25 protein-coding genes are annotated in these 23,323 nt (G+C 47.8%); 24 read left to right on the forward strand and 1 reads right to left on the reverse strand.

Annotation, left to right across the window (positions count from 1 at the left end; genetic code table 11):
- Positions 1–178: 178 nt before the first annotated feature.
- Entirely contained in the window at positions 179–796 is a 618-nt protein-coding gene (locus E0496_RS16440; protein WP_141502867.1) for a DedA family protein, read from the reverse strand.
- Between the two features lie 204 nt (positions 797–1,000).
- On the opposite strand from E0496_RS16440, the gene E0496_RS16445 reads away from it, so the two are divergent.
- From E0496_RS16445 to E0496_RS16555, 24 genes are all read left to right on the forward strand, one after another.
- Positions 1,001–1,246, forward strand: a complete 246-nt coding sequence (locus E0496_RS16445; RefSeq protein ID WP_141502868.1) for a hypothetical protein — start codon at positions 1,001–1,003, stop codon at positions 1,244–1,246.
- A gap of 104 nt (positions 1,247–1,350) precedes the next feature.
- Positions 1,351–2,754, forward strand: a complete 1,404-nt coding sequence (locus E0496_RS16450) for an MDR family MFS transporter (protein WP_141502869.1) — start codon at positions 1,351–1,353, stop codon at positions 2,752–2,754.
- A gap of 17 nt (positions 2,755–2,771) precedes the next feature.
- Entirely contained in the window at positions 2,772–3,743 is a 972-nt protein-coding gene (locus E0496_RS16455; RefSeq protein WP_141502870.1) for a serine hydrolase domain-containing protein, read from the forward strand.
- Positions 3,744–4,084: 341 nt separating this feature from the next.
- Positions 4,085–5,410 carry a 5'-deoxyadenosine deaminase gene (locus tag E0496_RS16460; protein ID WP_141502871.1) on the forward strand — a complete coding sequence of 442 codons (1,326 nt, stop codon included), beginning with the start codon at positions 4,085–4,087 and terminating at the stop codon, positions 5,408–5,410.
- 67 nt (positions 5,411–5,477) lie between these two features.
- Positions 5,478–6,533: an XdhC family protein gene (locus E0496_RS16465; protein WP_161601449.1), complete on the forward strand. Its 1,056-nt coding sequence runs from the start codon at positions 5,478–5,480 to the stop codon at positions 6,531–6,533.
- On the forward strand, positions 6,448–7,125 hold the full coding sequence (locus E0496_RS16470; protein WP_161601450.1) for a nucleotidyltransferase family protein: 678 nt from the start codon (positions 6,448–6,450) through the stop codon (positions 7,123–7,125). The genes E0496_RS16465 and E0496_RS16470 overlap by 86 nt, the downstream gene beginning before the upstream one ends.
- 295 nt (positions 7,126–7,420) lie before the next feature.
- A complete protein-coding gene (locus tag E0496_RS16475) occupies positions 7,421–8,581 on the forward strand; it encodes a BMP family ABC transporter substrate-binding protein (RefSeq protein ID WP_141502874.1) in 1,161 nt (386 codons plus the stop codon).
- A 287-nt stretch (positions 8,582–8,868) separates the two neighbouring features.
- On the forward strand, positions 8,869–10,404 hold the full coding sequence (locus E0496_RS16480; RefSeq protein ID WP_141502875.1) for an ABC transporter ATP-binding protein: 1,536 nt from the start codon (positions 8,869–8,871) through the stop codon (positions 10,402–10,404).
- The gene (locus tag E0496_RS16485) at positions 10,401–11,531 is read left to right on the forward strand and encodes an ABC transporter permease (RefSeq protein WP_141502876.1); all 1,131 of its coding nucleotides are present in this window, start codon (positions 10,401–10,403) and stop codon (positions 11,529–11,531) included. Before E0496_RS16480 ends, E0496_RS16485 begins: the two co-directional genes overlap by 4 nt.
- Before the next feature lie 16 nt (positions 11,532–11,547).
- A complete protein-coding gene (locus E0496_RS16490; protein ID WP_141502877.1) occupies positions 11,548–12,477 on the forward strand; it encodes an ABC transporter permease in 930 nt (309 codons plus the stop codon).
- Between the two features lie 21 nt (positions 12,478–12,498).
- Positions 12,499–13,443, forward strand: a complete 945-nt coding sequence (locus tag E0496_RS16495) for an FAD binding domain-containing protein (protein ID WP_141502878.1) — start codon at positions 12,499–12,501, stop codon at positions 13,441–13,443.
- Positions 13,444–13,551: 108 nt separating this feature from the next.
- A complete protein-coding gene (pucD, locus tag E0496_RS16500; RefSeq protein WP_141502879.1) occupies positions 13,552–15,828 on the forward strand; it encodes a xanthine dehydrogenase subunit D in 2,277 nt (758 codons plus the stop codon).
- A 6-nt stretch (positions 15,829–15,834) separates the two neighbouring features.
- Positions 15,835–16,335: a (2Fe-2S)-binding protein gene (locus E0496_RS16505; protein WP_141502880.1), complete on the forward strand. Its 501-nt coding sequence runs from the start codon at positions 15,835–15,837 to the stop codon at positions 16,333–16,335.
- Positions 16,332–16,817 carry a nucleoside deaminase gene (locus E0496_RS16510; RefSeq protein WP_141502881.1) on the forward strand — a complete coding sequence of 162 codons (486 nt, stop codon included), beginning with the start codon at positions 16,332–16,334 and terminating at the stop codon, positions 16,815–16,817. The genes E0496_RS16505 and E0496_RS16510 overlap by 4 nt, the downstream gene beginning before the upstream one ends.
- Positions 16,814–17,314: a 2-oxo-4-hydroxy-4-carboxy-5-ureidoimidazoline decarboxylase gene (gene uraD / locus E0496_RS16515; RefSeq protein WP_175598074.1), complete on the forward strand. Its 501-nt coding sequence runs from the start codon at positions 16,814–16,816 to the stop codon at positions 17,312–17,314. Before E0496_RS16510 ends, uraD begins: the two co-directional genes overlap by 4 nt.
- Before the next feature lie 14 nt (positions 17,315–17,328).
- The gene (pucL, locus tag E0496_RS16520; RefSeq protein WP_338325864.1) at positions 17,329–18,294 is read left to right on the forward strand and encodes a factor-independent urate hydroxylase; all 966 of its coding nucleotides are present in this window, start codon (positions 17,329–17,331) and stop codon (positions 18,292–18,294) included.
- The gene (gene uraH / locus E0496_RS16525) at positions 18,291–18,674 is read left to right on the forward strand and encodes a hydroxyisourate hydrolase (RefSeq protein WP_141502882.1); all 384 of its coding nucleotides are present in this window, start codon (positions 18,291–18,293) and stop codon (positions 18,672–18,674) included. Before pucL ends, uraH begins: the two co-directional genes overlap by 4 nt.
- A gap of 68 nt (positions 18,675–18,742) precedes the next feature.
- Positions 18,743–19,804 (forward strand): adenosine deaminase, encoded by a 1,062-nt coding sequence (gene add, locus E0496_RS16530; protein ID WP_141502883.1) that lies wholly within the window; start codon positions 18,743–18,745, stop codon positions 19,802–19,804.
- A gap of 208 nt (positions 19,805–20,012) precedes the next feature.
- Positions 20,013–20,951 carry an ADP-ribosylglycohydrolase family protein gene (locus E0496_RS16535; RefSeq protein ID WP_141502884.1) on the forward strand — a complete coding sequence of 313 codons (939 nt, stop codon included), beginning with the start codon at positions 20,013–20,015 and terminating at the stop codon, positions 20,949–20,951.
- Positions 20,952–20,981: 30 nt separating this feature from the next.
- Positions 20,982–21,509, forward strand: coding sequence for a hypothetical protein (locus E0496_RS16540; RefSeq protein WP_141502885.1), 528 nt, complete (start codon positions 20,982–20,984; stop codon positions 21,507–21,509).
- A 164-nt stretch (positions 21,510–21,673) separates the two neighbouring features.
- Positions 21,674–21,844 carry a hypothetical protein gene (locus tag E0496_RS35875; RefSeq protein ID WP_175598075.1) on the forward strand — a complete coding sequence of 57 codons (171 nt, stop codon included), beginning with the start codon at positions 21,674–21,676 and terminating at the stop codon, positions 21,842–21,844.
- Positions 21,845–21,888: 44 nt separating this feature from the next.
- Positions 21,889–22,161, forward strand: a complete 273-nt coding sequence (locus tag E0496_RS16545; protein ID WP_141502886.1) for a hypothetical protein — start codon at positions 21,889–21,891, stop codon at positions 22,159–22,161.
- A gap of 43 nt (positions 22,162–22,204) precedes the next feature.
- Positions 22,205–22,960, forward strand: a complete 756-nt coding sequence (locus tag E0496_RS16550; RefSeq protein WP_141502887.1) for a class I SAM-dependent methyltransferase — start codon at positions 22,205–22,207, stop codon at positions 22,958–22,960.
- A gap of 92 nt (positions 22,961–23,052) precedes the next feature.
- On the forward strand, positions 23,053–23,301 hold the full coding sequence (locus tag E0496_RS16555; protein ID WP_141502888.1) for a hypothetical protein: 249 nt from the start codon (positions 23,053–23,055) through the stop codon (positions 23,299–23,301).
- The last annotated feature ends 22 nt before the right edge of the window (positions 23,302–23,323 follow it).

Consider the following 23,323-nt stretch of genomic DNA (forward strand, 5'->3'; position numbering starts at 1 on the left):
CGAAATGATATACTTTCCTATTTTTCAAGAAGAAACGGCTTCTCCGTCCTCTTTAAGAGGAGGGTATCCGTTTCTCGTAAAAATAGAAGAATATTTTATCGCGTGAAACCTAAAAAGTCTTATATTTAAATAAAGGAACCAGCATCGTTATGCTGATTCCTTTATTGAATACAGAGGACTACATCGGACGGTCAACCTGGTCTTTCGTTTGTTTGCCTTTTAAATATTTGTAGGCAACAAAGAGGACAACAATTGCAGCTAACACATAGATGATCCATGTTCCATATTGGTAAATGTGATTGGAAAGATCCTGAACTTGATCCCCGACAACAGAGCCGATGAAAAAGTAAATCAGCGTCCAGATAAGTGCAGAAGGATAAGCGAATATGGCGAATCGTTTGTAAGCCATCCGGTTCATCCCCATCACATAAGGGGTTACATGCCTCAAAAAGGGGAGGCAAAGGCTAAGGCTAATGGCGTAGCCGCCGTACCGTTCGCTTAGCTGCTCGGATTTGTCGACAAATTTGCTAATATTCTTTTTGCTGCTGAACCAGACCGTCAGCTTGCTTCCTGCAAATCTTCCGATGCTGTATCCGAAAGTCATTGCGGAGCAAATGCCCAGAAAGGTCATCATAAAGGCAGGTATAGGCGATAATACGCCCGATTCCGCTAATGCGCCACCTGTCATTACTACGGCTTCATTGGGAATGGGCAGGCCGATTAAGCCAAGACACAGGACGAGGAACAAAGCAAAATAACCGATTTCTTCTATTATACTTAATAATAAATCATACATTAAACAACATCCTTATCTTCCATATCATACATGATGATGATCATGGGCTTTATATAGGTTAACACATCCGAATTCACTTGAATACCATTCATACGTGGGTTGGTGAAGAATGATTCAAATTTAACCATTTCGTAACTAATTGGGCTTAACGAGCAGATACAATAGAGAATAGGTTTCAAGTGGCATGAAGGGGCGACTATTCACATGTTGGATTTCCAGAAAAAGGTTGAAGAGTTACGGCGGTTTGAATCGCTATGTTTTACAATATGCATGACCCTGCTGGCAGAAGAACAAGCAGCTTGCAAAGCGGCTGAACAAGTATTATGCCAACTGTTTGGCGATATCGGATTTTGGAAGCTGAATGAAAAAGAAAAATCGCCATATATTCTCCGGATCTGTACACGCGAGTGCTTTCAGTGGAAACAGCAAAATTTATTGCAAACGTCTTAATTCAATAAATACGTTGATATTTCATGTATACAGCGATCATAATAGAAGAGATAATCATCTTTATTATTCTATTTTCCTATACGGAGACACCGAAAGGATGGACAATGAACGCTAATCAGACTCGCAAAAAAGTAACCATTGCCTTGTTCGTAGCTACGTTTCTAGCAGCGATTGAAGGAACGATTGTCAGCACGGCAATGCCAAGCATAACTGGGGAACTGCAAGGCATTCAACAATACAGCTGGATTATTTCAATCTATTTGCTTGCAACGGTTATTACAACTCCTGTGTATGGCAAGCTGTCCGATTTGTACGGACGGAAAAAAATGTTCATTATTGGAGCTTTGATCTTTCTTGCTGGTTCCATGCTGTCCGGCGTGGCCCAGTCGATGAATCAGCTCATATGGTTTCGGGCTTTGCAGGGCTTGGGGGCCGGAGCGTTAACCACGATTCCTTATACTATTATCGGGGATTTGTATCCCTTTGAGCAACGGGCTAAAGTCCAAGGTTGGATGTCGAGTATTTGGGGAATTGCAGGAATATCTGGTCCTTTAATGGGCGGCCTGCTTGTCGATTACATATCTTGGAGAGCGATTTTTTACATGAATTTGCCTTTCGGCATCGTTGCCATCTATTTATTATCGACTTCCTTGCGGGAGACGATCGAGAAGAAGAAAAGACATATCGACTATCCTGGAATTGTTACCTTTACGATCGCCATGTTCAGCTTCCTATATGCCATGACGCTGCTGCGTGAAAATACGGACGAATCCGGCTCTTTCGGGCTGATGGGCTTGCTGTTCGGTATTGCTGTATTGTTTTTTATTATTTTTGCTCGTATCGAAGTTCGGTCACCCGAGCCAATCATTCCCTTTCAACTGTTTCGCATTCGGATCATAAGCATGGCGAATTTGGACAGTTTTTTGCTCTGTGTCATTAACGTAGTCATTATTTTTTATTTACCGCTCTGGATTCAAGGCGTCTACGACAAACCAGCCACTTATTCCGGCCTTGCCATGATTCCGCTTTCTGTCGCATGGCCGCTCGGTTCGATTTTGGCAGGCAATTGGATCTCCAAAAAAGGATTGCGGTTTATCGGCGTGATGGGTTCTTGCTTCTTGCTAGCCAGCAGTATCGGTTTTGCTTTCATGACAGCTTCCACATCTATTGTATTATTCATCGTCTACACCTTTATGGCCGGGTTGTCATTTGGTTTGTCACTGACGTCCTTGACGGTTGCCGTATCTTCTTCGGTAGGCTGGGAGCTTCGGGGCTCCGCCGTAGCCAGCAATAATTTCATTCGTACCTTAGGGCAAACGATTGGAATTACGATATTCGGCCTGCTGCTCCATACCGGCAGTGCGGATACGATTGAGGCATCGGTTCTTTCTGCAAGCTTACATACGATCTTTGTTTGGGTGGCCGTTTTATCGGTGTTTGTTGTCCTTGTGTCCATCGGATTGCCAAAGCTGAATCAAGCTGAACAGCAGCAAAGAAACGCATCATAGAAAGGTCGTCACCGGATATGAAACCAATGGATCTGGATTCCTATAACAAGCAACTTTCAGAATGGAAAATAAACACGGTTATCGTATTGCAGGGCGAGCGCCTACTCGGTGAATGGTACGCAGGCGGCAAAGATTCGATCGGTCCTTTATATTCCTGTACGAAGAGCATTTTGTCCGTTCTTATCGGAATTGCGGTTGATAAAGGTGTTCTTGCGGATGTGGAGCAGCCGATCACAACCTATCTTAAGCATCCGAAAGAAATCTCAAAGGCGCTCAGCCAGATTACGATCAAGCATTTGCTTACGATGACACCGGGATTTGAATGGCCAGATTTTGATAAGCCTTACAAAACGTTCAAAGCAGCGCCAGATCCGGTAGCATACGTTTTTGACCAGCCGCTTATTTCCGCACCGGGAGCTGCTTTTGCCTATAATTCGGGAGGATCGCATTTACTATCGGCGATTCTAACGGAAGCGGCAGGCATGTCTGCGCTTTCTTTCGCAAAGGAGCATTTGTTTGAACCGCTTGGCTTCCAAAGTGCTCGCTGGATGGAAAGAGCGGGTGTTAATGAAGGGGGAACGGGGCTATTTCTCTCCGAAAGAGATCTGGCACGAATCGGCAGTCTCTATGCCCAAAAAGGTCGTTTCGGGAATAATCAGCTCGTGTCGGCAGCATGGGTGGATGAGTCTACAGCGCTGCATCACAAAGGACTTTTACAATATGAGCCCCCGATCTACGGAGGGTATGGCTACCATTGGTGGTACTCGCCTGAGAGCTATAACGGCCAATGCGACTGTTATTTTGCATTTGGACATGGCGGACAATATTTGCTAATTGTTCCGGAGTATGAGCTGGTTATTGTGATTCGCAAAAAAATAACGAAGCGGAACGATGCCATGTTTGCGAGAAGATTCATTTTTGAGCATTTGATCCCCGATTTCTTGACATCGGTTCGCAATTCTCAAAAATTAAGCATAAAAAAACTATAAAATGAAAGGCACCGATCTTGAATCGGTGCCTTTTTGAATTCTTGCGTAAAGTATATGTTATGTTCGAACGAAATTCGAAAGATGTGCGTATAATTATTTCATGAAATGTATTGCTTAACGGTGAATTCTGCATTATGATGTTATATAATCTTACATTATGAAAGTGAAACGTCTTATTTACTTTCTGTTTGCATTTTTATAGTTGACCATAGCGTAAAGGTGGGCGTTTGTAATGCTACCTTTTAAGCAGCGATAAAGAAGTTGTTTGTCCACTCTAAAAAGTCTGAAAATTACAATAATTATATGAGCAACTTGCGAGTTCGTCATGAGGGGGAAGTTAGATGTCTACGTTATTAATTCGCAACGCAGTTGTCATGACGATGAATGCGCAGGATGACATTTTTACTGGAGTTGTTTTAATAAAAGGAAATCGGATTATGCAGTTAGGTGAAGGGCTTGAGGCGATGGATGCAGACCGGGTAATTGACGCTGGTGGCAAAGTGCTGCTTCCAGGTTTCGTGCAGACACATATTCATCTTTGTCAGACGCTGTTCCGTGGCAGAGCTGATGATCTGTCGCTTATTGAATGGCTGAAAGAAAAAATTTGGCCGCTCGAAGCCGCACACAGCGAGGATTCCGTTTATTATTCGGCTATGTTAGGAATTGGCGAGCTGATCCGCAGCGGAACAACGACGATATTGGATATGGAAACCGTGCATTATACGGAATCGGCTTTTCAAGCCATTAAGGAAAGCGGCATTCGGGCACTCTCAGGCAAGGTGATGATGGACCATGGCACTGAGGTACCTCTAGCTCTGCAAGAGAATACACAAAAATCGCTGCAGGACAGCGTGGATTTGCTGGAGAAGTGGCATGGCGCAGAAAATGGGAGAATTCAATATGCGTTCTGTCCGCGATTTGTTGTTTCTTGTACAGAAGAGTTGCTTGTCGGTGTTCGTGACTTGTCAGCGAAGTACGGTGTAATGGTACACACCCATGCTTCCGAAAATGCAGGCGAAATCGCGATGGTGGAAGCGGAGCGCGGCATGCGGAATGTCATCTACCTGGATCACATTGGCCTCGCAAAGCCGAATTTGATTTTAGCTCATAGCATTTGGCTGGATGATGAGGAGAAACGGATCATTCGCGAGCGGGGAGTAAAAGTTACGCATTGTCCCGGCTCTAATATGAAGCTGTCATCCGGTGTGGCAGAGATCCCGCTATTGCTTGAACAAGGAATTGATGTCGGAATTGGAGCAGATGGCGCACCCTGCAATAACAACCTGGATATGTTTCAGGAAATGAGATTAACGGCTTACATGCAGAAGGTGAAGCATGGTCCCACAGTGATGAACGCAAGGACGGTTTTGCGAATGGCGACGATGGGAGGCGCGAAAGTGCTCGGATTAGAAAAGGAGATCGGCAGCATCGAGGCAGGCAAACTTGCGGATTTGCAGCTGCTGGATTTGGAGGACTTCCACGTGTACCCATCTTTTGATGCGGACTGGTATTCCCGAGTTGTATATGCCGCGACTAGAGGCGATGTGGATACGGTCCTTATCGACGGACAGCTGGTCATGGAGAACAAACTTGTTAGGACGGTTGACAAAAAGATCGTACTGAAGGAAGCGGACCGCTCGCTAAGAAAGCTAATTGAGCGGCTATAGGAATAAAGTTCGTTCAAACGGCTAATCGAAACCTTTGCAAGGGTAGATGCTTAGGGAGGGAAATCGGATGGATATGCATGAGGTATTAACTGCGGTGAAGAAGCAGGATCAGCGAGCAGTACTTGCCACTATCATTTGTGTGGAGGGCCATTCTTATCGGAAGGCAGGGGCAACGATGCTCTTCATGCTCGGCGGTAAGCAAGTAGGCACCATTAGCCCGGGCTGTCTGGAGCATGATCTTATGGAGCGTGCCGAGGAGATATGGGCTACAGGCCGCATTGTATGCATCGACTACAACATGAATCAGGATGAAGATATAGTCTGGGGCGAAGCGATCGGCTGCGGAGGGGAAATTCGCCTGCTGCTTGAGCCGGTGGATGAACGTTTGCGAGCGGTTTTGCTGAAAGTGAAAGAGAAAAACGACGAAGGCCATTCAGTTAAACTTACTCGAAGCTGGAATGACCTCGATATCAATTATACGCTATCTGAAGGTACAGGCGATGAAGATGCAATAGCGTATACCGAAAGGCATGATGAGGGATTAAAGATGATGTCCATGGACATCAGTCCAAGGCCCCGGCTTGTTTTGTTTGGAGCGGGTAAGGATGCGGATGCTTTATGCGCCTTGGTGAAATCAATCGGATTCCATATCATTATTGCGGATTGGCGGGCAGCAATATGCACAAAGGAGCGCTATCCGGATGCAGAGTGTATCGTAGGTACGCCTGAGGAGATTATGGAGGAGGTTGGCTTTCGCCCGGAGGATTATTTAATCGTATGCAGCCATCAGCTTCAGCAGGATAGGGAAATGATTCGACTTGCTTTGCCGCTGAAGCTGGTGTACATCGGTGTCATGGGCTCGAAGAAACGGATTCGGCTATTGTTCGAAACCTTTTTAATTCCATCGAATGTAAGAGCACCCATAGGTCTGTCTATTGGTGCAGATGGTCCCGCAGAAATCGCGGTTAGCGTTGCTGCTGAACTCATTGCCATTAGAGTTGGGATTAAGCAGCGCTCTAGGAAGGAGTGGGGGAGGGATGTCGATTTCGGCCCTTTATTTGGCGGCAGGGCAAAGCAGGCGCATGGGAGTTCGCAAGCAATCGCTAGAGCTGGCGACAAATAAGCCGCTTGCTAGCCTTGCTCTCCAAGCTCTCAAATTCAGTTCTGTATCACATGTGGTTGTCGTTGTACATCCAGAAGACCCGCTATCTTGGCTGCCTAAGCGAGAGAAACTTAGCGCTAGCCATTCGTTTGCAGAGGGGAGCCCTGTAGTCAGCATAGCTCCGTGCAGGGAGGCGTCCAAGGGGATGGCGCATTCCATCAAATATGGGCTTGGCGTGCTATTGGAGGAAGATCCGACTGTTGAAGCTGTTTGCATTGCTTTAGCAGATCAGCCGTTTATTTCAGCCGAAAGGATCGAGGAGCTTATTCTTTATTGGCGAAGCCAGCCAGAGCTGGACTTCGTTGCGACGACATCCGGAGAATTAAGTGAAGGAACTCCTGTTTTGATGCCGCCTGCGGTTATAGCTCGTTCTATGTTTGCAGCTTTAATGGAATTAGAGGGGGATGTTGGTGCCCGGAAACTGTTTCAATCATCGGTGTTCAAAGGAGAAGGTCTGACCGTAAGCGATAAGGCTTGTTTAATGGACGTTGATACGGTATCAGAGATGGAAGCAGCGAAAAATCACTATTCAAAAGGGCGAATTCAATATTAATTTTGATTATATGTAAATATATATAACATTAAAAAAAACGGTTTTTGCTATGGAATTTTGTTTTAATAGGTATTATGTTTATTTGTTGAAAATTAATGTTATATATATTGACGTAAAGTTAACGTAGATATATATTGAAAGTAAGTGATTGGTTTCCACCAAAACTAGTAAAAGCTACGAAAGCTAATCTTAAAAGGCGGACGTAAGCATTTTGCGACAGGAGTATGGCGGCTCATTTGCAACTAGTATAGTCATCTGCTATCTCTTGAAAAATAGAGAGTCGGGGAGGAACAGTATGAAACCTTACAAAAAGGCAATGTTCACAGGTGCAGCACTTCTTTTATCGCTCGTATTGGTCCTTAGCGGTTGTTCTGGCAACAACGCAAACAAGAATGCTAACGGTGGCGCAACCACAAAGCCGACGGAGGCAGCCACTGAAGGCACCGCGACAGATGAGCCCGCAAAACTTCCGCGCGTCGCATTTGTTTATATCGGTCCTCCAGGAGACGGCGGCTGGACATTTGAGCATGACAAGGGCCGATTGTACATGGAGGAGAAGCTGGGGATTAAAGCGGATACGGTCGAAAACGTACCGGAGAGCGCAGATGCCGAACGAATCATTACGGAGCTTGCGCAAAACCACGACGTCATCTTTACAACAAGCTTCGGTTATATGGATTACACGTTAAATGTGGCCAAAAAATTTCCTGACGTAAAGTTTCTTCATACCGCCGGGTACAAAACGAATGACAATATGGGCACGTTTTTCGGGAAAAACTATGATGCCAGCTATTTAAGCGGCATTGCAGCAGGGAAAGTAACGAAGAAAAACGTGATCGGTTATGTCGGAGCGTTTCCTATACCGGAGGTTATCTATAACATCAATGCCTTTGCGCTTGGCGTGCAAAGCGTAAATCCGGATGCCAAAGTAAGCGTCGTATGGACCAATACCTGGTATGATCCGACAACCGAGCGGCAAGCGGCGGTCAGCTTGCTTGATAAAGGAGCGGATGTGCTGCTGGCATATCAAGACTCCCCAGCCACTCTACAAGCGGCAGCCGAACGGGGCGCAATGGCTGGAGGCAATGACTCGGATATGACGCGTTTTGCTCCAGAAGCCTACTTGACGAACCCGATTTGGAACTGGGGTCCGTATTACACGAAGACCGTTCAGGACATCATCGATGGTACTTGGAAAAGCGAGCAATATTCGGGTTCACTCGCCGATGGAATGGTTGATATCGCACCGATTGGGCCCAGCGTGCCTGAGGATGTAAAAACGCTTGTCACAGACACGAAAGCCAAACTCATTAACGGAGAGCTGAATGTCTTTACTGGACCAATCACGGATGCTTCGGGAGCAGTGAAGGTCGAAGAAGGTAAAACGCTGACGCTCGACGATATTTTAGTTATGGACTGGTTTGTCAAAGGCGTTGAAGGAACGATTCCGAAATAAGCAGATTTACGCATATCGATAAATCAACAAATCCCTGAATGAAGGGATTTGTTGATTTATAAACAGCTATTTCCGCAAACGCCCGCTTCCCATTCATAAAACGGAACAGACGAAACTTACGTTTCTAATACAAAACAAAGTCAATGCTTACGAAGCTGTTTTGTACTAGAAACGCAGATGAATCTTACGTTTCTGGTACAAAACTAAGTTAATGCTTACGAAGTAGTTTTTTACCAGAAACGTAGATGAACCTTACGTTTCTGGTAAAAAACTTTAGGAGGGAACCTATGCATGAAACGTACTCGGTAGAGATGAGAGGGATTGTAAAGCAGTTCGGGACGGTCATCGCGAATGACCATGTTGACTTTCATGCGAAGCCCGGACAAATTCATGCGCTGCTTGGAGAGAACGGAGCGGGCAAGAGCACGATGATGTGTATGCTCTCGGGTGTCTATCGACCCACGAGCGGCGATATTCTCATCCATGGCAAACCGGTCAAGATCCGATCGCCGAAGGATGCCATGAAGCTTGGAGTAGGTATGGTTTTTCAAAATTTCCGGCTGGTCCAAACCTTGACTGCTGCAGAAAATATTGTGCTTGGAGAGAAATCTTCCTTTTGGCGGGGGCCGAAATGGATGAGCAGCAAGCAGCAGGAAATTGAAGCGATAGCGGACCATTTTGGCTTAGCGTTTCCAGTGAACCGGCCGATCTGGCAATTGTCCGTAGGTGAGCAGCAGCGGGTAGAAATCGTCAAAACGCTATACCGCGGAGCGGAGCTCATCATTTTGGATGAACCTACTTCGGTGCTGACGCCTGGCGAGGCTGAGCAGCTGTTCATGACGCTGCAGCGAATGAAAGATGAAGGCAAGACGGTCATTCTGACCACCCATAAGCTGAAGGAGGTCATGTCCGCTGCGGACCATATTTCGGTTATGCGCAAGGGGAAGCTAATTCACTCTATGGAGAAGACAGCTACAAATGAGCGTGAGCTGGCAAAGCTGATGGTCGGCAAGGAGATTGGCGAGAACCGGACGTTCCAGCCGCGCCCGCAAGGAAAGGTTTTGCTTACCGTGTCCCGAGTCGATGTGCAGGCGGATCATGGAAGAAAATCGCTTGATCAATTTTCGCTAAATGTCCATGAGGGGGAAATTGTCGGTGTCGCCGGCGTAGCGGGTAATGGGCAGAAGGAGCTTGCCGAGGTGCTGACAGGACTTCGGAGCTGGAAGCAGGGGAAGATTCATTTTGCAGGCAAGGAGTTGAAGAACGGTTCGGTTCGGGCGGCGATTGAGGCGGGGATCGCTCATGTACCGGAAAATCGAATGAAAAGCGGGCTTGCCGGCAGCTTGGGGATCGTTGACAATCTGTTGTTCAAAACGTACCGAACGGAAGAGCGATCACGCTTAGGTTTTCTTCGAACAGGTAAAAATCGCTCCTGGTCACAAGGGCTGGTCGATCAATTCGATGTAAAAACGGCGGGACTGGATACGCCAGTTCAGCAATTGTCGGGTGGAAACCAACAAAAGCTGCTTTTTGCAAGGGAGGTTAACCAGGAGCCGCTCCTGATGGTAGCCGTGCATCCAACGCAGGGGCTTGATGTCGGGGCTGCGGAGGGGGTTCATCTACTTTTAGGGAAAATGAGGGATGAAGGTAAAAGTGTATTGTTGATTTCAGAGGATCTGGATGAGGTCATTCAGCTGTCTAACCGCATTCTCGTTATTTTCAACGGAAAAATCGTTGGCGAGATGGCGCGGGAGGATGCAGATCGTGAGAAGATCGGCATGTATATGGCAGGCCTCCAATCGGCGGAGGAGGAAGCTGGATGAGTGAACAAAAGCCAGTGCTTAACAAAGCCGGGACGATCTCCATCGAGGCAACGCAGCAAGCAAGCAGGCCGAAGAGGCGCTCCTACCGCATCGAAATCGACAGTACCAAGAATGGCAGCTCGTGGTGGATTCCATTTGTATCGGTACTGCTGGCCCTCATCGTTTGCGGCATTTTCATTGCTGCGAACGGCATGAACCCTTTTCCGGTTTATAAGAAAATGTTTACAGGTGCGTTTGGCACCTCGTATGGCTTAACGGAAACGCTCGTCAAAACGATACCGCTGCTGCTGTGTGGACTCGGGGTGGCCATTGCATACCGAATTTCGGTATGGAATATCGGAGCGGAAGGGCAATTTGCGGCGGGAGCGATGGCCGCGACTGCGGTTACGATTTATTTTCCAACTATGCCCGGTCTTCTCATTATTCCGACAATGATCGTCTTCAGCATAGTTGCAGGCGGGATCTGGGGATTGCTCACGGCAATTCCGCGTACCTATTTTCAAGTCAATGAGCTTGTCACCTCACTCATGCTCAATTACGTCGCGCTGCTGGCGATGGATTATTTCGTATTCGGTCCTTGGAAAGACCCAAAAGGAATGAACTTTCCGGGCACGCCGATGTTTACAGAGGCTCAGTCGCTTCCCGTATTGGGTGATACCCGGCTGCATTTGGGACTGTTGTTCGGCATAATTGCTATCGTTCTATACGGTTTCTTCATTAAGTATACGCGTTGGGGTTATGAGCTTAGGCTGATCGGAGCCAATCCTGAAGCGGCCAAAAACGCGGGCATTCGTATCAGTAGACATATTTTGCTTGTGATGCTGATCAGCGGCGGCTTAGCTGGCCTGGCTGGCATGGCGGAGGTGTCTGGCGTCACGCATCGACTGATGTACGGCATATCCCCTGGTTATGGCTATACGGCAATCATAGTGGCCTGGCTCGCCAAGCTGCATCCGATCGGGCTTGTGGTTTCCGCCTTTCTGTTCGGTGGTCTTATTGTCGGAGGTTACAGCGTACAGACGATCGGGCTGCCATCCTCGATTTCGGAAATGCTGCAGGGAGCTATATTGTTCTTTCTTATTGCAGGCGGCACGTTAAGCAAATTCCGTCTTCGCAGAATCCGTTGAAAGGGGCGTGTAAGGGATGGAAATTGTGTATCAAATGCTGCTCGCTGCCATCTCCTCCGGTACGCCGTTATTGTTCGCAACCCTAGGCGGCATATTGATTGAACGTTCAGGCATCATTCAACTTGGCGCAGAGGGACTGATGCTGATGGGTGCCGTCACAGCCTGCCTTACGTATCTACAAACCGGAAGCCTGGGCATCACGCTTCTGGCGGTATGCGGCATCAGTATATTGCTCGGCGGCATCCATGCTTTTCTTAGTGTTTCCCTCAGGGCCAACCAGATCGTATGCGGGCTCGCAATGACGCTATTCGGTGCCGGCCTAAGCGCCTATTTAGGGAAACCCGTCAGCGGTCTACCTGTGCCAAGAGCAGTACCTAAGGTGGATATGCCTTGGCTGGAGAGTGTGCCGTTTGTCGGACGTATCTTTGCCCAACTTGATTTATTAACGTGGTTTAGCTTCGTCCTTGTTATTGCACTTCATTTGTTTATTCATCGAACCTCATGGGGGCTTCATTTGCGGGCCATGGGAGATAACCCGGCAACGGCAGATGTCATGGGCATTCACGTTCAAGCGTTTCGATATGGCTATATTATCGTCGGCTCGATTCTTATCGGCCTGGCAGGAGCGGATTTGCTTCTCGTATACTCGCCGACCTGGACGGAGGGCATGACGACGGGGCGGGGATGGATTGCGGTTGCTTTAGTTATTTTCGCCAGATGGAATCCGATTCGCGCTCTCTTCTGTGCTTATTTTTTTGGAGCGCTCGATATGCTTGGTTTCCGCATTCAGTTAATCGGGAGCGATATCCCATCGTATTTTCTAAAAATGATTCCTTATGTCGTTACGATATTGGTACTCATGTTTCTTGGCTGGCGCAATCGCAACAAACCATCCGGCTCGCCGGAATCGCTTGGCTTACCTTATATTCGCGAACAACGATTTTAACGGCAACTGGAGGGGAGTACGATGGGCATGAACATACAGGAGACCATAGCGTCTCCTCTGGTGTGGCATCCACAAACAGCTGCGGAAGCATGGCAGCTGAAACAAACCTACGACATAGAGGCGGTTTACACTTCAGGCGGAACGCTGCTTCGCACCCAGTGGGAGTCAGGCATATCGGCGATGCCGCAGCATTTAATCGACTTAAGCGCGATCCGCGGTTTGAATGAGCTGAGAGTTGGCGAAGCGGGACTAGTGGTAGGCGGTCAAACCAGTCTACAGTCCTGCCGCTCGAATGCGCTGCTCAGCCGTCATTTCCCAATGGTTACCGAAGCGATCCGAACCATTGCGGCTCCATCTGTCCGGCAGCTCGCTACGATAGGAGGTAATGTCGCCTCCAGCATTGGGGATTCGATCGCAGCGCTGCTCGGATATGACGCAGAGGTCATCTGGTTCGACGGTACAAGAGAGCACCGAGCCTTATTATCGGAATGGCTGCATGAAGCAAGCGCAGCGAAGCGTGGGAATGAACGTTTGCTCCTAAGTGTGCTGCTTCCTTTTGAGGAATCGCTTGGGGAGACTCCCGTCAGCAATGGGGCTGAGGATTTAACATCGCAAATGAAGCGTTTTGGCGCTTACCATAAAGTTGGACGGCGTGAAGCTTTTACTCCGTCTGTCGTCACAGCTTGTATCAATGGCGTGCTTACCTGTAGCAACGTTATCAAGCAGATTCGGATAGCGCTAGGCGGAGGGCAGACGGTGCCAGTCAGGCTCGAAGGGTTGGAGAAGGAAATAAGCGGTGCCGACGTTGATGGTCAGCTTCTTCGGCACGTATATGACCGAACTATCGAGCTTTTTGAACCGCGTGAGGATTTATTCGCCTCTGCAGCTTACCGGAAATCGACAGCCGCCAACTTGATTGTTTCTGAGCTTTGGAAAGCTGCCAAAGACAATACGAAACAACTTTAATGCGATATCAATTGAAATTAGAAATGTGAATGAGACACGTTGCTAGAATATCGTTGCTTGGATACGGAGTGTTCGTCTTTACTGAGCAAAACAGGAAGGGTGAGGCATATGCTTTTAAACCGTGCTAGTAGTGGAGAACGTTGGCGAGTTCGTCCCGATGGTCCGGGGAAGGTGACGGGCGGCTTGGCTTACTTGACGGATATGACGACTGACCATATGCTCTATGGCCTTGTGCTGCGAAGCGAGCATCCTCATGCCCATATCCTATCGATTAATACGGATAAAGCGAAGAAACTGCCCGGAGTGCATGCGATTCTCACCTATCTGGATATTCCCGGCCTGAATGCCTATGGGATCGCGCATCCAGATCAGCCTGTGCTTTGCGAGGATCGTGCCAGATACGTTGGCGATGCTCTTGCGACCGTGGCAGCAGACACGCTCGCGGCTGCGCAACAAGCGCTTGAGTTGATCGAAGTGGACTATGAGGTGCTTGAGGTCGTAGATGATCCCGAATGTGCGTTGTTGCCGAGTTCGCCACAGCTCCATCCCGGCGGGAATGAGCTGCATCGCACGGTATTCAGCAGGGGGGATGTTGATCAAGGTTTCCGCGATTGTGCTTACATCGTCGAAGAAACGTATTATACTCCCCGTCAAATGCACACCTATATGGAAACCGAAGGCGGCTTGTTCGTGCCGGGAGAGGATGGGCGTTTGACCGTATATTCTCCAACGCAGCACGGCTTCATGGACCGGATGCAATTGTCGCGTATTTTGAAGAAGCCCCAGGAGGAGATCCGGATCGTATCGAGTCCGATCGGGGGGTCATTTGGCGGCAAGGATGAGTTAAATGTTCAGCCCTACGGTGCGCTGCTTGCGATGCAGACAGGAAGGCCCATTAAAATACACAATTCCAGATGGGAATCGGTCCGTGCAGGACTCAAGCGGCATCCCATGAAAATAACGATGAAGACGGGAGTAGATGCTGCCGGAAAGCTTATGGCGCATCAAGTTTCGCTGATCTCTGATACCGGTCCTTATTCCACGTTAGGCGCTGAGGTGTTGAATTTTGCGACTGAGCATGTAATCGGCCCATATCAGTATGTGCATCTGGATGTTAAAGGCGTTTCGGTGTTTACGAATAACGGAATGTCCGGGGAGTTTCGCGGCTTTGGCGGCAATCAGGCGATCTTTGCGCTGGAAGGTCAAATGGATCGGCTGGCAGAGATGGCGGGCATGGAGCCATGGTTTTTTCGAAAGTTGAATATGAGGCAATCAGATAATCTTGGGCCTTTCGATCAGCCGATCGCAATGACAGAGGGAGCCGAGCAGGTTTGGGAGGCTATTGCAAAATGCCCGTTATGGCTGGAGAAAGAGCATTTGACCCGAATGAGCAGTAGCGGTGATGAACCTTGGATTAAAACGGGAATCGGCGCTGCGTTCACTATGCACGGAGCAGGACTTGGCGTCGGTATTCCTGATCCTGCAGGTGGACGCCTAGAGCTGGCGGCTGACGGGAAAATCGAGGCGGTATTCGGCTATGAAGAGTTTGGGCAGGGACTGCTGGCTTCTCTGGAGCAAATGCTGATTGAGCAGTTTGGATTCGGGGCGAAGGATATCCGAATGATTATTGGAGACACCGATGTCGTCCCTGACAGCGGTTCTACCACAGCTTCGCGGGCAACCGCAATGATGTGGAAATCGCTGCAAAAGCTGAAGGCGCCATTCTCAGGTCAACTGCTGCAGCGGGCAGCCGCTGTACTCAATCGCCCAGTTGAGCAGCTCCAGCTAGGGGAAGGCGGGATAAAGGGGACAAGAGAGAATTCGCTGCTGCTTTCCTACAAAGAGCTTGCAGATGCTGCAGGCGAGCCGATCCGCTGTGAAACCTCGTTTTCCTTTCCAACCTCGTCTACGGAGCGGGTAGGTGCCCATTATATGTATACCTATTCCGCTGTTGTCGTAAAGGCAGAGGTGAATACGCTAAGCGGACGCGCCAGAGTGCTTCAGCAATACCATGTGGTTGCCGCAGGTCCTGTCATTAATCCGCAGGGTTATTTGGGCCAAATCGAAGGCGGAAGCAGCATGGCGCTTGGTTTTACGCTGCTGGAGGATTCGGTCATGGAGAAAGGTCATTACATTGCCCGCAATCTAGATACGTATTTGGTTCCAACGATAGAGGATCAACGTGGCCTCGTCGAGGTTGAAGCGATTGAGCAACTGCCAGAGGGGGACGATTATGGACCCCGAGGTATCGGAGAGGTTGGATCTGTCACGCTAGCGCCTGCCATTGCGGCGGCCATACGGCAAGCCTGCGGCAAATGGGCAACAAAATTGCCAGTGGAGCCAAGCTTTTTGCAGGAAGCGCCATTTTTTCTAGGGAAGGGGTGAGCGGAAATGAGTGAAGAGGCCGTGAAGTCAGAATCCCCTTATGTGCTGCGCTGCTTCGTTAATGGCAAGGAAGAATTAATTGATACGAAACCAGCTGCTCGCTTGCTAACCATTGTAAGAGATGAGCTTTCCCTTACGGGAACTAAGCGTTCCTGTGAAATTGGCCGCTGCGGCGCTTGCATGGTGTTAATCGAAGGGAAGGCGGTTAATTCATGCCTTACGATGGCTTATCAGTGCTCGGAGAAGCAAATTACAACGATTGAAGGAATAGCGGTGCAAGGCATGGACCCTGTTCAACAAGCTTTTCTGGAGGAGGGCGGCTTTCAATGCGGCTATTGTACACCCGGCATGATTATATCCGTTAAAGCGCTGCTTGATGAAAATCCAGACCCTTCCGATGATGAAATTGCTGAAGCATTGTCCGGCAACATTTGTCGCTGTACCGGCTATGGAGGTATATGGAGAGCGGTAAAACGGGCAGCGGAAGGGAGGCGTCAAACGACATGACAAGCAAAAATGAGCACTCCTATTATTTATTAAGAAGCATAGAGGTTTCCCGGCAGGCCAGGGAAGCTGGAAATACGCCATTTGGCGCGATATTGGTCAACGCTGAAGGCGAAATTCTATTGGAACAAGGAAACATTGAGATAACGGAATTCAATTGCACAGGCCATGCGGAGAGAACGCTGATGGAGCAAGCGTCGAAGAGATTCAGCAAGGATGAGCTTTGGCATTTTACGCTATACACCTCTGCCGAGCCCTGCGCGATGTGTGCGGGTTCCATTTATTGGGGTAATGTAGGCACCGTTGTCTACGGCATATCGGAGAAGCGCTTGGCGCAGATCACAGGTGACGATGAGCAGAATCCTACGCTCGATTTGCCTTGTCGCATTGTATTTGCACAAGGCCGCAAGCCAATTCAAGTCATCGGCCCGTTTCCTGAAGTAGAGGAAGCAGCGGTGGCGGTTCACGAGGGGTATTGGAAATGAAAATGACGATAGATGAAATTAATGCATGCAGCCGTGAACAATTCGTTGAGCGATTAGGTACGATATTTGAATATTCTCCTTGGGTGGCGGCATCCGTTTACCATGCGATTCCTTTTGCTAACATTGAAGCCTTGCACGCAGCCATGATTAACGTCGTTCGTGAATCAAGAGTAGAGGCGATTGTCGATTTGTTCCGTGCGCATCCCGATCTGGGAACGCGCCTTGCGGTAGGGGAATATTCGGCGAAGGAGCAGCATGGAGCGGGTTTGAATCAGCTGTCAGCCGAGGAGTATGAGCGTTTCTACGGTTTAAACCAAACGTATGTAAGAACCTTTGGTTTTCCCTTTATTTTTGCGGTGAGGGGGAAGGCGAAGGAGGATATTCTTGCTGCAATGGAGACAAGAATTTGGAACTCTTCAAGCGAGGAAGCAGAACAAGCGCTGCTTGAAATTGAAAAAATATCAGGGTTTCGTCTGAGGGAGCTATTAGTCGACTAGAGAAGGGATGAGGTATGATGCTGAAATTACGCAGCGGTCGCACGCTTTATTATGGGAAAGGGGATGTGCTGACTTATCGCACCTATGCTACCCCGCTAACCGTCAAAGCCATAGCTGAATCCCCTTATATCGGGGACAGCAATGTCATTTTTGCTCATAATATCACCTTTTCCGTCAGCAGCGAGGTGCTGCTTACCTCTTTCACGGAAGGGGACAACAGGCAGGTCGTTGCGACAGATTCTATGAAAAATTTTATTTTAAGGCAGACCGCTAATTACAACGGCAGCACGACGGAAGGCTTGCTTGCGTTCATTAGCAAGAGGTTTCTGGAGCGGTACCCGCATATCGATGCGATTGAAATAAGCGCAAGCAAGCTGCCTTTCACTTCGGTAATCGTAGCCGAGGAGAAGGGATGGAGCAATAGTCAGCTCGTCTTTCGCCGCTCCCATAACGAGCATGCAAGCGCCTCGCTGAAATGGGCTCGCGGTGTTGATGGCACGGCTGAACTTACCCTTCATGAAAGTGCCTTAGCCCAAATTCAGCTTATAAAGGTAAGCGGAAGCTCCTTCTATGGCTTCGTTCGCGATGAATATACGACGCTGCCGGAGAGCTTTGACCGTCCATTATTTATTTTTTTGGATATATTCTGGACCTATACAGAGGCAGAAGATGCTTTTGACAGCAGGCGGGCTCGCTATGTCCCCTCGGAGCAGGTTCATGATCTCGCCCATACGCTGTTCCATTCCGCCAATTCGCCCTCGATTCAATATTTGATTTATCGAATCGGAACGAGTATACTGAGGAGCTTTCCTCAGCTCGCTGAGGTTCGTTTTGAATCCAATAACCGTACTTGGGAGACGATTGTGGAGCCTGAGCACTCTGCAGCAGCCGGCGTCTACACAGAGCCTCGACCGCCATATGGCTTTCAGGGCTTTACGCTAACTAGAGCTGACCTTGAGGAAGAAAGCGGGCTGGAATGAGCGGCCGGATTACGACTCATGTGCTAGATTTGGCAGGAGGAAAGCCGGTGGAGGGTATTACGATAGAGCTGTGGTATTTGGGAGAGCAAGCGGGAGGCGGTGACCTTGGTCAATCCCCAAAGCTAGTTGGCGCTTATCGGACGAATAAAGATGGACGGGTGGATCAGCCCTTGCTTGAGGGTGATGGGCTAAGGCCAGGCGTATATGAGCTGATCTTTGCGGCAGGTGATTTTTTTCGGCGAACGACCCATTTAGCTGCTATATCGGAGAGCTTGTTCGATTATATTCCAATCCGTTTCCATATCCGGGAAACTGGGGAGCACTACCACGTTCCGCTGCTAGTCGCTCCTGGCGGATACAGCACTTATCGTGGAAGCTAGAAGAAATGACAGGCATGTTTATCCAGCCTGATTGATGTGTATGAATATACCGAAAGGGGATTTTGACGATGGCGTTAGTGAAGGAACAAGCGGCAGCTGTTAAGGCGTTGTTGTCGCAGCTGCCAAAGGTTGATTTGCACGTGCATTTGGATGGAAGCGTTAAGCCGGAAACCTTAGTGGAGCTGGCTAAAGAGCAAGGAGAACCTATGCAGTTGGAATCGGATGCGGAGCTGCTGTCCCAAATGAAAGTAGAGGACCATTGCGAGAGCCTCAAGGAGTATTTAGATAAATTCAGTTTTGTTCTGCCCTATTTGCAATCGGGTGCTGCGATAGAGCGGGTGGCATTTGAGGTTGTCGAACAGGCGGCCAAGGAAAATGTTCGCTATATTGAGGTCCGCTTTGCCCCTCAACTGCACCGTATGCAGGGATTAAGCAACCATGAAGTAATTTCCCATGTTATCGCGGGCTTAAAGCGCGGCGAGCAAGCCTTTGGTACGATAGCAAGAGCGATTATTATTTGTTTGAGAAGCCATGCTGAAAACTTGAATATAGACGTTGTTGAAGAAGCAGCGCGTTTTTATAAAAAAGGGGTCGTTGCCGTAGATTTAGCCGGCGATGAGGCATCATTCCCTGCTATTATGTTCCGCCGGCTATTTGAGCGGGCTAGGCAGTTAGGCTTGCCGATTACGATCCATGCAGGCGAAGCGGCTGGAGCGGAAAGTGTAAAGGTTGCGATTACGGAGCTTGGCGCGATTCGGATTGGCCACGGCGTTCGAATGCTAGAAGACTCTGAAGTTGTCGAACTGGTTAAAGATAAGCAAATTCCACTGGAAATGTGTCCGCTTAGCAATATTCAGACCAAAGCCGTCACGGGCTGGGACGCTTATCCCATTCGTCGTTATATGGAGCAAGGGATTATTGTCACCGTCAATACCGATAATCGAACGGTGTCTGATACGACTATCCAAAAAGAGTATGAGCTGTTAATGGACCATTGCGGTCTTTCGCTTGATGATATAGGGAAGATCATAATGAACGGAATCAAAGCAGCTTTTCTTGAGGAAACAGAGAAGCGGGGGTTAATTGCGAATTTTGCAGCGGAGCTTACGGCCCGAGGCATTCACGCATAAGACACGGAGTGATGATATCTTGTTGATATTATGCTGGTATGCCGCGAAATTAGAAAGTGTAAATGTGTGATTAAATCACTTTAGGGGCTTTGTGTTCTTTACGGAACGCAAAGCCCCTTTGCTATGGCTATCGTTTCCAAATTCATCTATCGTTGCTATACTGGATCTAGAAATTCGAAAATGGCTTCTATATGGAGGTAGCATAGAAATGACAAATGTGCGGGATGGTATTCTTGGTTTATGTGTTGGCGATGCGCTTGGTGTCCCTGTCGAGTTTCAGTCACGCAAGACGCTCATGGACAAGCCGCTGACGGATATGATTGGCTATGGTTCGCATGCCCAACCTGCCGGAACATGGTCAGATGACAGCTCTTTGGTTTTTTGTTTAATGGAAAGCTGCGCGGCCCATCCGCAAATTGACCTGTATGATTTGGCAGATCGTTTCGTAGACTGGTTGAACAAAAGTTATTGGACGCCGCACGGGGTAACCTTTGACGTAGGAATTGCAACCGCAAAAGCGATTGAGCGTTATTGGGAACTCTGCATACGGCCGGATTTGGCTGGCGGCGTTGACATATACAGCAATGGGAATGGTTCATTAATGCGTATTTTGCCGCTCGCCTATCTGCTTCGGAATGAACAAATGGAGGATCGGGCGGTGCTGATTGCTAAAGTGTCATCGGTTACGCATGGACATCCTATTTCGATAATCGCGTGTGTGATCTATATTGAAATCGCTATCCATCTATTGAATGGTTCAAATTTAGAGGATGGCATCGTGAAAATGAGAGAATCGGTACTTGAATACTACAAGGATTTGAAAGTAGAAGATTTAAAAAGATTCGACCGCATCCTGAAAGGCGATCTCGGCAAGCTTTCTGAGGAAGAAATTCAATCCTCTGGTTATGTTGTGCACACGCTAGAAGCGAGCCTATGGAGCTTGCTGAACACGGATAACTATAGCGAAGCTGTTCTGAAGGCTATTAATTTGGGGGAAGATACGGATACAACAGGTGCTGTAGCAGGCGGATTGGCAGGGATCTACTATGGCGTGGATGCTATTCCTCAAAGCTGGATTAGCCAACTGGCAAGACTAGATGATATTACGGATTTATGTGAGCGCTTTGAGGCAACCATAACCGCTTAGGTTGTAGGTAGAGATAGTGGGAGTGACGAAATGCAAAGAGCAAAAGAGCTGTTTACCAATTATTTCGGCAATTACTTTCAAATGCACAAGAACGGACTGCTCGAAGAATACAAAACATACGAGGTAACAAAGGAAGCGGAAACGCAATGGTATGAGGAAATGATTGCAAACGAAGTGAAAAAGCTTTCCATTCGGAACTGGGATGCCGCCTTGCAATGCGTTTCCATCGCCAAAAACTATCCTGACAGTAAGATAGTGGAACAGATCGTTGCATTTGCTTCCCGGCATATTATGTCGTCGGACAGCATTGTCAAGCTGATGTACGCGGAGCTTATGATTGAAATCATTAAGCTGGTCAAAGCTAACACCGCGATTGAAACGCTTCATAAAGCGTACAAAGAAACAGCGCTCATTTTGGAGGATATTATTTCGAAGCCATTAATTATAGACCCGGGCCATGAACTGCAATTATTTGGCTTGAAGGACAAACGCTCTCTAAATCTTAGGGCGGCGAACAGCATCGAGAGTATTAAGGCATTGTTAGCTTCAGATCAGTAAGCATGCGGTTTACATTTGGCATTCAGAAATTCCATTATTTGAGCAGTTCGTTATTTCCAATTCGAGATAGAAATGATACATTACAAAGAGATGGTTATTTGTAGTCTATAGCTTGGGAATTCGTGATATAAGGAAGCTATTATACGAATTTGGGAGTGATGTAGATGAATAAGGATCAGCAGCTTTCACTTTTGTTTCTCTTTCTAGGCGTCGTGTTTGTTATTGGAGGGATGGCGGTAAAAAGCGGTTTTGAATATTCGCCAATCCTAGGCTGGATTCTAGGGCTAATTGCGTTTTTAACAAGCACTTATTTTGCATCAAAAGCCAAAAAGTAAGAAAATATAGGCTGCAACAATGGAAGAAAGCTTTGGAGGATGTTATGAAAAAGAGAAATTGGGCACTGCTTGCAGGTACGATCGTTCTATTGTTTGCCCTGTCTAGATGGAATGCTTTCACGCATCTTACTTCTGCGCAAGTAACAGTAATCGCTGTGCATGAGCATGATATTGAAATTCAAGATCTGAGCGGACAACGCTCCACTGTTCGAATTCCAGACGGCATCTCGAAATTAATCGAAGCAGACAAATCTTATTGGATTAAATACGAACACCGGGAGTGGGAAAAGCCAACCTTGGTCTCCATTGAGCCTTAGTTGAAATTGTAAAAGGTAAAGGGAGCAGGAGAGGGGTTTTTAAATGAACGAAAGGCTTCAACTCATCCGGGAGGAAGAGAAAAAATATCATGAGGCATGTTACGAACAACATCAACTGTTCGAAGAAGGCTCGTGGCTCCATCGGCCAGTGAAAACCGTCATGGATAACCTTGCATTATTGGCGAATGAGCCCGCTCCTTCCATTCTTGATTTGGGCTGCGGCGTGGGAAGGAACAGTATTCCAATGGCTCAAGCTTTATCTGAATCGGGAGGTCGTGTGATTTGCGTTGATCTGCTTGAATCAGCGCTTGTCCGTATGATGAATTATGCTACACAATATGGCGTTAGCCGCTATTTACAGCCTGTTGCTAGCGATATTGGTAGATATGACATTGCCAAGGATGCTTTTGATTATATCGTTGCTGTATCTTCGTTGGAGCATGTGATATCCGAAGAGGTTCTTATTGAAGTGTTAAACCGAATGACGGCAGGGACAAAAGAACGAGGAATCAACTGCATCATTATCAATACAAATATTCATGAGATTGATGTACAAACAAATGTGAAACTCGAACCGTTAATGGAAATCAATATGGGAACACAAGAAATGAAAACGTTGCTTCAGCAAGCCTATACTAGCTGGGAGGTTTTAAATACTCACGTCAAACAGCTAGAGTTTATGATCAAACGACACGACAGGGATGTTTTGCTGAGTAGTGATTGCATCACCTATGTAGCGCGAAAAAAGCCAAGCGGACTTGGCGCAATGGACCTGGGAAAAAGGAGGGACGCTAATTAACCTTCAACCACAAAAAACGTTTACATGGCAATTAATAGCCTCTGCCTTGGTTTGTATGAATGCTTGGTTTCAATTTATAAATATTTACGTCAATGGCGGTATCAAAACCATTTGACAAGCCAATGGCACTACACTGTCATGTGCTGGCCACGGAGCAGATCTGGCTAGCCCGTATTCTTGGAGAAGATACTGCCGGACACGAAATATGGCCTGTGCTTACGTTTGTACAATGCAGGCAGCTGATGGAGCAAAATAATAACGGCTATCAGTTGCTGTTCAAGCAGCTCGACAAGGCCGCTTTGGCGAAAAAGGCAGTTTATCTGAATAGTAAGGGCACCTAATTCTCAACAGCCGTAGGTGATA

It is taken from the genome of Paenibacillus luteus, assembly GCF_006542765.1.
GTDB classification, from domain to species: domain Bacteria; phylum Bacillota; class Bacilli; order Paenibacillales; family Paenibacillaceae; genus Pristimantibacillus; species Pristimantibacillus luteus.

What these genes read in the sequence shown, in the direction of transcription:
- E0496_RS16440 (WP_141502867.1), bottom strand. Translation starts at nt 796, where the DNA reads ATGTATGATTTATTATTAAGTATAATAGAAGAAATCGGTTATTTTGCT.
- E0496_RS16445 (WP_141502868.1), top strand. Translation starts at nt 1,001, where the DNA reads ATGTTGGATTTCCAGAAAAAGGTTGAAGAGTTACGGCGGTTTGAATCG.
- E0496_RS16450 (WP_141502869.1), top strand. Translation starts at nt 1,351, where the DNA reads ATGAACGCTAATCAGACTCGCAAAAAAGTAACCATTGCCTTGTTCGTA.
- E0496_RS16455 (WP_141502870.1), top strand. Translation starts at nt 2,772, where the DNA reads ATGAAACCAATGGATCTGGATTCCTATAACAAGCAACTTTCAGAATGG.
- E0496_RS16460 (WP_141502871.1), top strand. Translation starts at nt 4,085, where the DNA reads ATGTCTACGTTATTAATTCGCAACGCAGTTGTCATGACGATGAATGCG.
- E0496_RS16465 (WP_161601449.1), top strand. Translation starts at nt 5,478, where the DNA reads ATGGATATGCATGAGGTATTAACTGCGGTGAAGAAGCAGGATCAGCGA.
- E0496_RS16470 (WP_161601450.1), top strand. Translation starts at nt 6,448, where the DNA reads ATGTCGATTTCGGCCCTTTATTTGGCGGCAGGGCAAAGCAGGCGCATG.
- E0496_RS16475 (WP_141502874.1), top strand. Translation starts at nt 7,421, where the DNA reads ATGAAACCTTACAAAAAGGCAATGTTCACAGGTGCAGCACTTCTTTTA.
- E0496_RS16480 (WP_141502875.1), top strand. Translation starts at nt 8,869, where the DNA reads ATGCATGAAACGTACTCGGTAGAGATGAGAGGGATTGTAAAGCAGTTC.
- E0496_RS16485 (WP_141502876.1), top strand. Translation starts at nt 10,401, where the DNA reads ATGAGTGAACAAAAGCCAGTGCTTAACAAAGCCGGGACGATCTCCATC.
- E0496_RS16490 (WP_141502877.1), top strand. Translation starts at nt 11,548, where the DNA reads ATGGAAATTGTGTATCAAATGCTGCTCGCTGCCATCTCCTCCGGTACG.
- E0496_RS16495 (WP_141502878.1), top strand. Translation starts at nt 12,499, where the DNA reads ATGGGCATGAACATACAGGAGACCATAGCGTCTCCTCTGGTGTGGCAT.
- pucD (WP_141502879.1), top strand. Translation starts at nt 13,552, where the DNA reads ATGCTTTTAAACCGTGCTAGTAGTGGAGAACGTTGGCGAGTTCGTCCC.
- E0496_RS16505 (WP_141502880.1), top strand. Translation starts at nt 15,835, where the DNA reads ATGAGTGAAGAGGCCGTGAAGTCAGAATCCCCTTATGTGCTGCGCTGC.
- E0496_RS16510 (WP_141502881.1), top strand. Translation starts at nt 16,332, where the DNA reads ATGACAAGCAAAAATGAGCACTCCTATTATTTATTAAGAAGCATAGAG.
- uraD (WP_175598074.1), top strand. Translation starts at nt 16,814, where the DNA reads ATGAAAATGACGATAGATGAAATTAATGCATGCAGCCGTGAACAATTC.
- pucL (WP_338325864.1), top strand. Translation starts at nt 17,329, where the DNA reads ATGATGCTGAAATTACGCAGCGGTCGCACGCTTTATTATGGGAAAGGG.
- uraH (WP_141502882.1), top strand. Translation starts at nt 18,291, where the DNA reads ATGAGCGGCCGGATTACGACTCATGTGCTAGATTTGGCAGGAGGAAAG.
- add (WP_141502883.1), top strand. Translation starts at nt 18,743, where the DNA reads ATGGCGTTAGTGAAGGAACAAGCGGCAGCTGTTAAGGCGTTGTTGTCG.
- E0496_RS16535 (WP_141502884.1), top strand. Translation starts at nt 20,013, where the DNA reads ATGACAAATGTGCGGGATGGTATTCTTGGTTTATGTGTTGGCGATGCG.
- E0496_RS16540 (WP_141502885.1), top strand. Translation starts at nt 20,982, where the DNA reads ATGCAAAGAGCAAAAGAGCTGTTTACCAATTATTTCGGCAATTACTTT.
- E0496_RS35875 (WP_175598075.1), top strand. Translation starts at nt 21,674, where the DNA reads ATGAATAAGGATCAGCAGCTTTCACTTTTGTTTCTCTTTCTAGGCGTC.
- E0496_RS16545 (WP_141502886.1), top strand. Translation starts at nt 21,889, where the DNA reads ATGAAAAAGAGAAATTGGGCACTGCTTGCAGGTACGATCGTTCTATTG.
- E0496_RS16550 (WP_141502887.1), top strand. Translation starts at nt 22,205, where the DNA reads ATGAACGAAAGGCTTCAACTCATCCGGGAGGAAGAGAAAAAATATCAT.
- E0496_RS16555 (WP_141502888.1), top strand. Translation starts at nt 23,053, where the DNA reads ATGGCGGTATCAAAACCATTTGACAAGCCAATGGCACTACACTGTCAT.